The sequence below is a fragment of the Glutamicibacter sp. AOP38-B1-38 genome, from assembly GCF_052377485.1.
Lineage (GTDB): Bacteria > Actinomycetota > Actinomycetes > Actinomycetales > Micrococcaceae > Glutamicibacter.
The window spans coordinates 56,472-68,574 of sequence record NZ_JBQSWU010000006.1 but is presented as its reverse complement, the minus strand read 5'-3'; the positions used below and the strand labels follow the sequence as shown (position 1 = coordinate 68,574).

Sequence of the window (12,103 nt, the reverse complement as noted above, 5' to 3'; positions counted from 1 at the left end):
TTCGCACTCATTGTTCGCGGGAAATCCGCCACGATCAAGGAACTCATCGAACAGCAGAATTCGCGCCGGCAGAAGACCTACTTATCGTCAAAAATTTCTCGGGCGGCCAGCACCTTGGCCGCATGCGCCTCGGACCAGATGCGGATGGCATCCATCGGTTCGAGCAGACTGCGACCCAGATCGGTCAATTCATAGTCCACCCGGACCGGCACCTGAGCCGTGACGGTGCGAGCCACCAGGCCATCGCGCTCCAGGATGCGCAGCGTGCTGGTCAGCACCTTGGGCGTCACCGCACCGATCTGCTGGCGTAACGCGGAGAAACGTAGCGGCCCCCGGGCTAAGGTAAGCATCACTAAAGGGGTCCATTTATCCCCCAAACGTTGCATAATTTCACGTGAGGGACAGTCCTGCACAAGCACGTTGTAGGTGAGGGCGCTATCCATTTGGTAACCAAGTTCCTTTGAAGTAGTCGGTATCTAAAGGATACTATAAGGGTGAAGAACACAGCTACGAGAGGATCATCATGAAGATTGCAGTTTACGGGGCCACCGGAATGGTCGGCAGCCAGATCACCGCCGAGGCGCTGCGCCGTGGCCACGAGGTCACCGCCGTCAGCAGCAGCGGCAAAACCGTCGAAGGCACCAGCGCGGCCACTGCCGAGCTCAGCGACACCGCCGCCTACCGCGACCTGGGAAAGAACCACGACGTCGTCGTGATCTCCGTGCCGCCATCGCGCACCGGTGGCGACCACCAGGAATACCTTGACGCTTTCGAGGAGATCACCGAAACCCTCATTCCGGCGCGCCTGGTCGTCGTCGGCGGAGCCGGCGCCACCGAGATCGACGGGGTGCGGCTGTTCGACACCCCGGGCTTCCCAGAAGAATACAAGGCAGAGGCGGTCACCTGCGGCGCGGTCTACGACATGTTCACCTCGGTGTCGGGCATCACCTGGACCCTGGCAGCACCTGCCCCGGTGATCGCACCGGGCACCCGCACCGGCAACTACACGCTCGGCGCCAACTCCCCTGCCGGCGACTTCGTTTCCACCCAGGACTTCGCGGTAGCGATCCTCGACGAAATCGACACCCCGGCGCACAACAACCGCCGCTTCACCGTCGCCAGCGAAAAGTAACACGCCGGCCAACCGGTCAGCCAAGGTCGATGGCTCGGCTCTCGCTTCCTCTGGCAGGGAAACGATCTGACCTTTCGGCCTTGGTTGACTAAGGTTGTCTACGTCATCGCTCACTTATTCAAAGGTCACTCACCGTTCATGCAACGAACACAGCGCGCCACCCGCCTGCTCACCGGAGCACTAGCTCTCCCGCTGGCCGGAGCGCTCATCGCAGGCTGCTCCACCACCTCCGATCCCTCGGCCACCGAGGATCTGAAACCCGTCACCGGCGGGACGCTGGTCTACGCCTCGGGTGACGCCGAGCCGAACTGCCTGGACCCGCATGTGGGAGGAAACTATCCGCAGGCGCTGGTGGCCTCGCAGTTCATGGAATCGCTGTTCAGCAAGGACGCCAAAGGCGAGATCATCCCGTGGCTGGCCGAGAAGTCCGAGGTCTCCGAGGACGGGTTGACCCGCACCATCACGCTGCGTGAGGGGATCAGCTTCCACGACGGCACCGCGCTCACCGCCGAAGCCATCAAGGCGAATATCGAGCACCTGCAGGATCCGAATACCGCGTCCTCTACCGGTTATCTTGCCGTCGGCAAGGTCTCCGAAATCAAGATCGTCGACGAGTTGACCGCGCAGCTGGAGCTCTCCGCCCCGGATAACGCGCTGCTCGAGTCGCTGTCCATGCCTTGGACGGCAATCCAGTCCCCCGAAGGGCTCAAGCGCGACCAAGCGGCGAACTGCGCCGCCCCGGCAGGCACCGGCCCGTTCAAGGTCGAGTCCTGGGACCGCCAGCAGGCGGTCAATCTGGTGCGCTACGAAGACTACGCCCCACCGGTGGCAGATGCCGAGCGGGCCGGCTCCGCTTCCTACCTGGACGGCATCACCTGGCGCTTCATCCCGGAGGCCGCCAGCCGCTATGCGGCCCTGCAGTCCGGCGAGGTCGACGTGATCGACAATCCGCAGCCCGACACCATCGCCACCGCCACCGAGGGCGGGCTGGGCCACCTCGCGGCGCCGCGTCCGGGAGCCTCGAACCGGGTGGAGCTCAACAGCTCCAAGGCGCCATTTGACGACGCCTCGGTGCGCGAGGCGTTCATCCGTTCCCTCGACGTGAACACCGGAATCGACGCGCTGTACTTCAATGCCGCCGAGCGCAGCTACTCGCTGCTTTCAAGCGTTGAACCGCTGGGCATTTCAGCTGAAGAGAACTTCGGCACCGATGCTGATCGGGCCAATCAGCTCCTCGACGAGGCAGGCTGGACCGAACGCGATGCACAGGGCTACCGAACCAAGGACGGCAAGCGCCTGAGCCTGAGCTTCCCGGTATCCACGAACCAGTCGGTTCCGGCCGAGCAGTCGCTCTTCGAGCAGATGCAGGCGTCCGCCAAGACCGTTGGCTTCGAGGTCAAGATCGAGTTGCTCGACCTCTCCAGCTGGTACGGCGCTCTGGCGCAACACGAGTACGACCTCGTTTCGGCACCGTACACCAAGGTCGGCCCGAGCGTGCTGCGCATCTTGTTCCATTCGGATTCCACCGTCCCGGCGCCGAGCGGCTACTTTGCGAACAATGCGCAGATCAAGAATCCGCAGCTGGACCGGCTGCTGGTGGAAGCCGAGCAGAGCAATGACGAAGCCGAACGCGCAGAGCTCTACGAGCAGGCGCAGCGCCTGGTCTTGGACGGCTACTACGTGCTCCCGCTCTACGATCAGCAGAACCACTTCCTGTTTTCGAAGAACGTGCACGGCATGGGCGAAACCACCGCGGTCTCCTCGCCGACCTACTTCAACGTGTTCCTGAACAAGTAGCCATCGAACACGTCCAGAGATGAAAATGCTCGCTTGGTTGGGTCGCAAGGTTGGCGGCGCGCTGGTGGTGTTGTGGCTGGTGGCCACCGCCATCTTCATCGGCGTGCGGCTGATCCCCGGCGACCCGGCCGAAGCGATTATGGGTGGCCCGGGCTCGCAGGCCTCGGCCGAGGCCCTGGCCGCCGCGCGCAGCGAGTACGGCTTGGACCTTCCGCCGTTGACCCAGTACGTGATGTTTCTGGCCAAGCTGATCCGCCTGGATTTTGGAACCTCCTATGCGCTGAAGGACCCGGTTCTGCAGGTCATCGCCGAGGTGCTGCCGCCGACCATCACGCTGGCACTCATCTCACTGGCGGCGGCTTGGTTGCTGTCGCTCATCTTCGCGATGCTGGCCATGCGTGCCACGCGGGTGGGCCAGTGGGTCGGCAACGCGGTGGAGATCATTGCCGCGGCCGTGCCGCACTTCTGGCTCGGTGCGGTGCTGATCATGCTTTTCTCCTCGATGCTCGGCTGGTTCCCTGCGGTGGACAACGGGACCGGGGCGGGACTGGTCTTGCCGGTGCTCACCCTCGCGCTGCCGCTGGCAGGTTTTCTCACCCAGTTGATGCGCGACTCGCTGTCCACCGCATTGGGAAGCCAGTTCGCGTTGGCCGCCCGAACCCGCGGCGAAAGCCGGTTGACGGTGTTCTGGCGCCACGGTTTGCGCCATGCGGCGCTGCCCGCTTTGGGGTTGACCGGCTGGGCTTTCTCCTCCCTGCTTTCCGGAGCGGTGGTTGTCGAGGCGATCTTCGCCCGTCCGGGACTGGGACGTTCCCTGCTTTCGGCGGTGCTCTCCCGTGATATTCCCATGGTCACCGGCATCGCGCTGTTCTCCGCCCTCGTATATATCGTGGTGATGGCGCTGACCGAAGCCCTCGAACGCCTCATCAATCCGGCGGGGGCAGAATCATGAGCCGAACCGCCAAAATTCTCGGCACCGTCTTTATCCTCTTCTGGCTCCTTACGGCGCTTGCGCCGGGGCTCATCGCCCCGGGCGACCCCCTGGCGGTTGACCCCGCGCAGGCATTCCACGCGCCGAGCCTGGCGCACCCGATGGGGACCGATGAATCGGGACGCGACGTGTTCACCCGCGTCATCCATGGTGCCGGCGACTCGCTGTATATCGGCCTGGCCGCCACGGCTCTGGGCATGGGCATTGCCCTAGTTCTGGGTACCGTCGCGGCCCTTGCCCCGCGCTGGCTCGATGGTGCGATCTTGCGTGTGCTCGAAGCCCTCTACGCGGTGCCCTCGCTGCTGCTGGCACTGCTGATCATCGCCTTCACCGGCCCCGGGGTCGGGCCGGCAATCGTTGCCGTTGGCTTATCCACCGCGCCGGGCTACGCCCGCTTGGTGCGCAGCCAGATCCGTTCTGTGAAGAACTCCGAAATGCTGGAAGCCGCCACGGTGCTCGGCCGCGGCACCTGGCTGAAGGTACAAAACCACCTGGTGCCCAACGCGCTGCGCCCCCTGCTGGCGCTGGTGACCCTGGGCATTGGGCAGGCGGTGATTTGGGCCGCCGCGCTGTCCTTCCTCGGCTTGGGCACTCCGCCGCCGGCTCCCGAATGGGGTGCCATGCTCTCGGCCGGGCGCACCTACCTGCATCTGGCCTGGTGGCTGAGCTTCTTCCCTGGCTTGGCGATTGTGGTGGTGGCCGCCGGGGCCACGCTGATCGGGCGTTCCTTGGGCGGAAAGGTCAATGCCGCATGAGTCCTTTATTTGATGTCAAGAACCTCTCGGTGAGCTTCGCCGGGCAGCTCGCGGTGGACTCGGTCTCCTTCGAGCTCTCCGCCGGGGAATGCCTGGCGCTGGTTGGTGAATCCGGGTCCGGCAAGTCCGTCACCGCCCGCAGCCTGCTGGGGCTCTCCGGCGGCAAGGTCAGCGCCGAAAAATTCATGGTCTTGGGGCAGGACGCCACCGCGATGAGCGAACGGGACTGGCAGCAGCTGCGCGGAAATTCCGTGGCGATGATCCTGCAAGATGCGCTCATGGCGTTGGATCCGTTGCGCCCGGTGGGCCACGAAATTGCCGACGCGCTGAAGGAACACAGCTCGCTGTCCAAGTCCGAGCGCACCACGAAGGTCCGCAAGGCCTTGGAAGCGGTGGATCTTCCCGAGCCTGCCTGGCGGATGAAGCAGCGCAGCTCCCAACTCTCCGGTGGCATGCGCCAACGCGTGCTCATTGCCCAAGCGATGATCGGGGACCCGCAAGTTGTGATCGCCGACGAGGCGACCACCGCGTTGGACTCCCGGCTGACCGCGCTGGTGCTCGAGCAACTCCGGGCGCTCAAAGACGAGGGCCGGGCGGTGCTGATGATCAGCCACGACCTGGCACAAGTGGCCCATCTGGCGGATCGGATCGCGGTGATGCGTGCCGGAAAGCTCGTCGAGGCCGGCGACACCGACCAGGTGCTGAACCGCCCGCAGCACGAGTACACGCGCACTCTTCTGCGCGCCATCCCCTCCGGGGTGCCCCGCTTCCAGCCCTTGAGCCTTGCTCCCCCGAAGGCGGCTGTCGTGGCTCAAGAACCGGCGAGGCCTGCTCGGATGCCGGCTCTGGTGGTGGAGGACCTGTCCAAAAGCTTCGGCAAACATGCCGCGGTGCGGGGGGCGGGTTTTGTCGTTCAGCAAGGACAGACGCTGGGCCTGGTCGGTGAATCCGGTTCGGGCAAGACCACCACCGCGCGCATGGTGCTCGGCTTGGAACGCCCGGATACCGGCACCGTCCAGCTGCTCGGGGAGCACTTTGCCCCGCACCGCGAATCCCAGCGCCGGCACCTGCGCGAAAACATCGGGGCGATCTACCAGAATCCGCTGGGTTCTTTTGACCCACGCTATAGCGTGGGTCAGTTGCTCACCGATGCGCTCTCCGCCGGACGCAGCAAACGCGGCGCGAGCTACCGGACCCAAGTCTCCCGGCTCCTTGAACAGGTGGAACTGGACCCTGCCCTGAGCTCGCGAAATCCACGCGAGCTTTCCGGCGGACAGCGCCAACGCTTGGCGATCGCCCGCGCACTGGCTCCGAAGCCTAAGGTGCTCGTCTTGGATGAACCGGTCTCGGCCTTGGACGTTTCGATCCAGGCGACCGTCCTGGACCTGCTGGATCGGTTGCAGCAAGAGACCGGCACCAGCTACCTGTTCATCAGCCACGACCTGTCGGTGATCGAGCATATGAGCGATACCGTAGCGGTGATGTACCGGGGAAGCATTGTCGAGCAGGGCGCTACCGCCGACGTGTTCGGCGACCCGCAGCACGAGTACACCCGAGCGCTGCTCACAGCCATGCCGCGGCTGCGTTAGCAACCGCGGCATGGCTGGTTCAAACCGTATCGTTCGCGCTAGAGCCCTTCACCGAACTGGTCGCGGACCTGCTTGCGCAACACCTTGCCCAGCATCGAGCGGGGCATCTCCTCGATGGCAACGATCCGCTTAGGCACCTTGTAGGCCGCCAGCAAGGTCCGGCAGTGTTCGCGCAGGTCGGCCTCGTCCAGGCTCGCGCCTTCATCGAGTTGCACCGCGGCGACCACCATTTCACCGCCCCGTTCCAGTGCCTTGCCGAACACCGCGGCGTCGGCAATATCTGAATGCTGGCGCAGCGCGTTCTCCACCTCGCTGGGCGAGACATTAAAGCCGCCGGTAATGATCAGCTCCTTGGCCCGGTCAACGATCTGGGTAAACCCGTCCTGGTCGACGGTGACTACGTCGCCGGTGTGCAGCCAGCCGTCCTCGGTCAGCGTTTTCGCGGTCTCCTCCGGGTTATTCCAGTATCCGCGGAACACCTGGGGCCCCTTGATCAGCAGCTCTCCGGCTTCGCCCTGCGCCACCTCGCGGCTTGGCTCATCGACATCCACGACCTTCATCAGGGTCGAAGGAAATGGCACTCCGATGGTGCCGTTGCGACGTGTGGGGTGGAACGGGTTGCCCAAGGCCACCGGCGAGGACTCGGTCATCCCATAGCCTTCGACCAGCAGTCCGCCGGACATCGACTCCCAGAGCTCGACCACATGATCTGGCAGGTTCATCGCACCCGAGATGCAGTACTTGGCCGAACGCAGCGAAATGCCCTGCTCCTTGGCCGCCATGGCGGTGCGCTCGTAGATCGGCGGGACCGCGCAGTACACGGTGGCCGGAGACTTCTTCCACGCATCCAGGATCATCTGCGGTTCAAACTTCGGGAAGAGCACCAGCAGTCCCTGCTTCTTCACCCCGAAGGTCAGATACAGGGTCATTCCGAAAGCATGGAACATCGGCAGGATCGCATACAGGATTTCCTTGCGCTCTTCGGCGCCTTCCATCCAAGCCTCGCCCTGCAACGCATTGGCATACAGGTTGTAGTGGGTAAGCATTGCGCCCTTTGGACGCCCGGTGGTTCCCGAGGTGTACTGGATGACCGCCAGATCCTGCACCTCGGGGTATCGATAGTCCGGATCCAGTCGCCCGGACTTCAGCAGCTGCTTCCATGCCATGGTGCCTGACGTGGAGGCGGTCAGCGAGTCCTTGGTCTCGCGCAGCTTTTTCACCGGCAGTTTCAGTGCCAGGCGCTTGACCGCCGGGAATGCCTCAAGCAAATTGACGGCGACGATCGTATCGATTCGTACGTCCTTGGGGAACTGCTGCAGGTTCGGCACGACCTTGTCCCAGGCGATCACCACCCGCGCCTGGTGGTCTTCGAACTGGTGGCGTAGTTCGCGCGAGGTGTACAGCGGGTTGTGCTCCACAACCACCGCACCCAGCCGAAGCACCGCGTAGAACGCGACGACGTGCTGCGGGCAGTTGGGCAGGACCAGCGCTACCCGGTCACCGGGCTTCACGCCCAGCTGGCGCAGCCCCTCGGCCGCCCTCTCGACCTGTTGGCCCAATTCGAGGTAGCTCATCCGTCGACCGAAGAATTCGGTGGCCGGGCTCTCACCGGCTTCGCGGACCGAACGCTCAAACATATGACTCAACGACTCGGTGGGAAGCTTGATTTCGGCAGGGACGCCTGGCTGATAGTTGGCTACCCAGGCCGGTGCGGCAGTATTCTCCATGCCTACAATCATGCCCGATACCCACGGTTTCAGGTTAAACGCGAGGTGGACTTTCGGTGATTATTCAGCGGAACTGGCTCATTGGAATTCACGATTCGGCGTAGTTCGCCAATGCCTCGGCACGGTCGGCAACGCAACTTTTCATGGGGGTTTCGAGTTGCTCCAGCAGATGACGATCAACCCGTTGCCTCAGCTGATAATCTCCGGGCACTAGGAGTCCGTTCCGCTGCAACCGGACCGCCATCCACGAACCTGGTGCAAGACGATGAGTGAATAAATTCTTCATTCACCCACACACGGCTAGCCCGCCCCATCAGCATGTCTGCCTAGCGCCTCAAGAACCAGACCACTGACTGAGAATATTTTTCATTCAGCCACCGAACCCAACCACCAACCAGCCAATAAGCAACAGGAACAGGCTCAAGCCGGCACCAAGAGCACCGCGCCCCCCGGCAACCGGAAAACAAACGTTCGATAGGTGATATGAACCAGCGGCAGTGAACGAAAAAATCATTCACCCAACAAACCCAACAACCCTCCTAGCTGGCGATACGATCCGGCGGATCAGCCCAACCCAACACCCGACGCACCCGATCGTTCAACCCCACCTCCCGCACCGGAGTCCGGTCATGAACATGATCAAAGTTCTGAACCACCTCAACACTGCCCGGCAACTCCAAACACACCAACCCATGAGGAGTCCGCCAACTCACCGACCCATCCGGGCGGTAAATCGACTGCCACCCCAACGCGTGCTTCAACATCTGATGCCGTTTGCAGAGCAACTTCGTATTACTCCGATCCGTGTGCCCGCCCTTGGCCCAATCCTCCACATGATCAATCTCCGAAGTCTCCGCGGTGCGCCGGCACCCCGGGAAGCAGCAATGCACCTCCCGCACCCGCAACAAATCCTTCAACGCCTGCGAAGGACGGTACTTCTGCCGCCCCACATCGATCGCGGCCCCGGTCCACGGATCGGTCAGCACCCGCAGCATCGACGGAGCGTCCTTCGCCAACGCCAAGGCCGTGCCCACCGGAATCGGCCCATACCCCTCCAAATCCGCCAACGCCCGCTTAGGATCCGCCAAGGTTTCCACCGCCGGGATCGTCAACGCCACCCGCGTCTTCAACGGCGTACCACCCGTCGCAGGCCACCCATCGAGCAGGGCATCCCGGAAAATATCAGCCTCCCGCTGCCCCTGAGTACGCGAATCACCCGGATCCACATCATGCCTGGCAAAATACTTCACTGTATTAACCATGGAAATAATATCCGCCGCCGGAGCCCGCAGCTTCAACGCCGCCATCCCATCCGCTTCGCTCCAATGCGTCAACGCCCGGGACTCCTTCGCCGCCTCATGACGCTCCTGCGCCGAGACCGGATTCAACCGGTCATGCATCCGCCTCGCCCGCTGGCTCACGGCCGCATCACTGGCGGTTTTCGCCATCGGCAACAGCACATGCTCCATCCGCCGGATATCAGCAGCCCCCAGATCCTGAGCCTGCTTGACAATATCCCCCGCCGCCTTCGTAGTGATCTCCCCAGCAGCCAAAGCATCCAGCGTCCCCGTGCACAAATGGCGCAACCCATCGGCAATAAACAGCTTCCCCCGCACCTTCTCCTCAGACTCGCGCAACGCCACAGCGGCTTCAGCAACGAAATTCGAACGGATGATCTGCTCGGACGCCGGATCCACACCATAGTAATTCGCGCTGATCCGCTCACGGCGCTGCTGCTCGGTCTCCGTCTTCGGATCCGCACAACTATTTTCGGCAACGACCTGCGCGACCAGTTCCACCGAATCCGAAAGAGTCACCGCTTCGGCCGCGTCAAGCATGCGCCGCAGCCTCGCGAGCTTCTGCAACCGCACCAGCCCTGAGCCCGGATCCTGCAACGGCGGCAGGTTGTAGAGTTCGGTAGCCAGCGCCGCGATCTGGCCGAAATACTTCTCATGCTCCACCAAGGAAGAGAACAACCCGTCAGGGTGGGAAGCATCCCGATGCCCTGGCGGGCTCAACGGAAGACGATGAGTATCATCGTCGCTCTGAAAAATGTCTTGTAGTCCCATGTTCAATGATCTCGCCGGATCCCGACGGTTTGAGCGGGTTTATAACCCATTGTGGACAAGTATTGAGCGGCCGTTTGCTGATCAGCCGGCGCGTCACCGAGACCGCCCCACGTTGGCCGAGAGACTCGCCAGGTGCCTAACGACCAGCTTCCCAGCGAATAGGATTCCTCCAACTAATTGAGGACAGTGGCTAGTGGCTAAATCCTAGGCACCGGGCGTTGCTTTGGACTTATTGCTCTTCAATAGGCATTTTTGATCGCTTCCGGAGCGCTGGCACACATAGACTTCGAACCAATGCGTGTCGTTGAATAGGTGCCGCAAATTCTCTAGGGGGGACAATGGTCCACTGCATTCCAGAAGAACCTGATTTTTCCGATGGCCAGTCTGCCGAGAAAGCCGTCTGGGAAGAGCTACGTCGTTCCTTACCCCAAGAGGCCATCCTCGCCCACTCGGTCGCGGTACGCCACGGAGCCGTTGAACATGAGATCGACTTGCTGATTTTGTGGCCTGGAGTCGGGCTTGTGGCGATTGAGGTCAAGGGCGGATTGGTAGGCGTAGAGAACAGCGCCTGGTACCAGTCCGATAGCAACGGCCGGCACCATATGAAAGATCCCATGGCCCAAGTCCAGAGCGCGGCGCACGCCTTTAAAAAGTGGATTACCGAACAATCCGGCACCCCCTTGAACAGTCGCTTCGCCCACGTGGTGTGCCTGCCATATACGGAGGTTCCGGCGAATTGGCAGAAGGCAGATATGCCCCGTGATCTGCTCATGGACCAAAACGATCTAAAGCAAAGCGCGAACTACCTGCGTCGCGCCATCGAAGAGCTAGGCGGTGGTTACTCGGCGTTGGCACAGTCCTTCGCGCAACGCATCGCCCGGCATCTGGCGGCGGACTTCACACCCGAGCATCTGGAAACTTCCGAAGCTCTGGAAAACGAAGACCTGCAAGAACATCTCACCGCACGTCAGGCCATCTTGTTGAGCGCAACGCGGGCACTTCCCCGAGTGAAATTCATCGGTGGAGCCGGCAGCGGAAAAACATGGATGGCGGTTGAAAAAGCTAAACAGCTGGCCAAGGGCAATGCGCGCGTGGGGCTATTTTGCTACAACAAAGGATTGGGCCATTACCTAAAGAAACAGGTGAGCGGTTGGAGACAGAATAAACCCGTGCATATCGGAGAATTCCATGAGTACGCCCGCAGCCTCGGAGTTCCCAACGGCAGCGGACAAGACTACTTCGACGTGCAGATGCCGCGGCTGCTGCGCGAGCTGGCACTGCGACTGCCCGAGGAAGAGAAGCTCGACGCGATCGTTGTCGATGAGGCCCAAGACTTTGCCCCCGAATGGTGGGAGGCACTGCTTGCGTGTACCAAAGACCCATTGCAGGGCAAGATCTATGCCTTCATGGACGTCCGGCAAGATGTCTACCGGAGATGGAACGGTGAGGACCTCGGCGGAAGTTTTGGCACCGCGGCACCGCTGGTATCCATTCACGTAGATGACAACTTACGCAACACTCGCCGGATCGCCGAAACGTTCAAGAACCTGGCCGGAGCACAAATCAAACCCCGTGGCGGGCAGGGAGTTCCGGTGCGCTTTGTCGCGTGCTCTACCGAAGAAGCGGTGGACATCGCCTCGGATTGCGTGGATCCGCTCATTAGCGAAGGCTGGGCAAATAACCAGATCGCGTTGCTCACCACCAATCGTCGCCACCCGATACACCAGGAGCACTTCGAGCAAGGAACCATCGACTCTGAATACTGGCCCGCATTCCACGCCCATGATCAGGAATTCTACGGGCATGTGTTGGGATTCAAGGGGCTAGAACGTTCGGTGGTGGTGCTGTGTATCAATGGTTTCAAAGATATGTCGCGCGCCGTGGAGCAACTCTACGTGGGTCTTTCCCGTGCCCGGAGCCTACTGGTTGTCGTCGGAGACCGCGAACTCATCGAGGCGGCCTGCGGCAGTGAACTGCACGCCGCACTGCGCAGCGCGAAGAGCTGGTCCCCGGCCATTGCGGCGGATCCGCTAGCGCTCTAAG

General features: G+C 62.2%; 9 protein-coding genes. 6 read left to right on the top strand and 3 right to left on the bottom strand.

The genetic code is table 11. From position 1 onward, the window contains the following. Nucleotides 1–77: 77 nt before the first annotated feature. Entirely contained in the window at nucleotides 78–443 is a 366-nt protein-coding gene (locus ACT3TP_RS05105; protein ID WP_096286830.1) for a winged helix-turn-helix transcriptional regulator, read from the bottom strand. An 80-nt stretch (nucleotides 444–523) separates the two neighbouring features. Here ACT3TP_RS05105 and ACT3TP_RS05100 point away from each other — a divergent pair, with 80 nt between their 5' ends. The 5 genes from ACT3TP_RS05100 (at nucleotide 524) to ACT3TP_RS05080 (ending at nucleotide 6,264) form a co-directional block, all read left to right on the top strand. Continuing rightward, nucleotides 524–1,132: an NAD(P)-dependent oxidoreductase gene (locus ACT3TP_RS05100; RefSeq protein ID WP_096286832.1), complete on the top strand. Its 609-nt coding sequence runs from the start codon at nucleotides 524–526 to the stop codon at nucleotides 1,130–1,132. 138 nt (nucleotides 1,133–1,270) lie between these two features. Continuing rightward, on the top strand, nucleotides 1,271–2,929 hold the full coding sequence (locus ACT3TP_RS05095) for an ABC transporter substrate-binding protein (RefSeq protein ID WP_444619683.1): 1,659 nt from the start codon (nucleotides 1,271–1,273) through the stop codon (nucleotides 2,927–2,929). Nucleotides 2,930–2,948: 19 nt separating this feature from the next. After that, nucleotides 2,949–3,881, top strand: coding sequence for an ABC transporter permease (locus ACT3TP_RS05090; RefSeq protein ID WP_444619681.1), 933 nt, complete (start codon nucleotides 2,949–2,951; stop codon nucleotides 3,879–3,881). Beyond that, nucleotides 3,878–4,675, top strand: coding sequence for an ABC transporter permease (locus ACT3TP_RS05085; RefSeq protein WP_444619679.1), 798 nt, complete (start codon nucleotides 3,878–3,880; stop codon nucleotides 4,673–4,675). The genes ACT3TP_RS05090 and ACT3TP_RS05085 overlap by 4 nt, the downstream gene beginning before the upstream one ends. Next, nucleotides 4,672–6,264, top strand: coding sequence for a dipeptide ABC transporter ATP-binding protein (locus tag ACT3TP_RS05080; protein ID WP_444619677.1), 1,593 nt, complete (start codon nucleotides 4,672–4,674; stop codon nucleotides 6,262–6,264). Before ACT3TP_RS05085 ends, ACT3TP_RS05080 begins: the two co-directional genes overlap by 4 nt. Before the next feature lie 38 nt (nucleotides 6,265–6,302). On the opposite strand, the gene ACT3TP_RS05075 is transcribed toward ACT3TP_RS05080, so the two are convergent. Further along, on the bottom strand, nucleotides 6,303–7,991 hold the full coding sequence (locus ACT3TP_RS05075; protein WP_096286925.1) for a long-chain-fatty-acid--CoA ligase: 1,689 nt from the start codon (nucleotides 7,989–7,991) through the stop codon (nucleotides 6,303–6,305). Between the two features lie 539 nt (nucleotides 7,992–8,530). Then, nucleotides 8,531–10,060 carry an HNH endonuclease signature motif containing protein gene (locus ACT3TP_RS05070; RefSeq protein ID WP_096286842.1) on the bottom strand — a complete coding sequence of 510 codons (1,530 nt, stop codon included), beginning with the start codon at nucleotides 10,058–10,060 and terminating at the stop codon, nucleotides 8,531–8,533. A gap of 338 nt (nucleotides 10,061–10,398) precedes the next feature. Between ACT3TP_RS05070 and ACT3TP_RS05065 the strand changes: the two genes are divergently transcribed. Further along, nucleotides 10,399–12,102 (top strand): NERD domain-containing protein, encoded by a 1,704-nt coding sequence (locus tag ACT3TP_RS05065; RefSeq protein ID WP_096286844.1) that lies wholly within the window; start codon nucleotides 10,399–10,401, stop codon nucleotides 12,100–12,102. The last annotated feature ends 1 nt before the right edge of the window (nucleotide 12,103 follow it).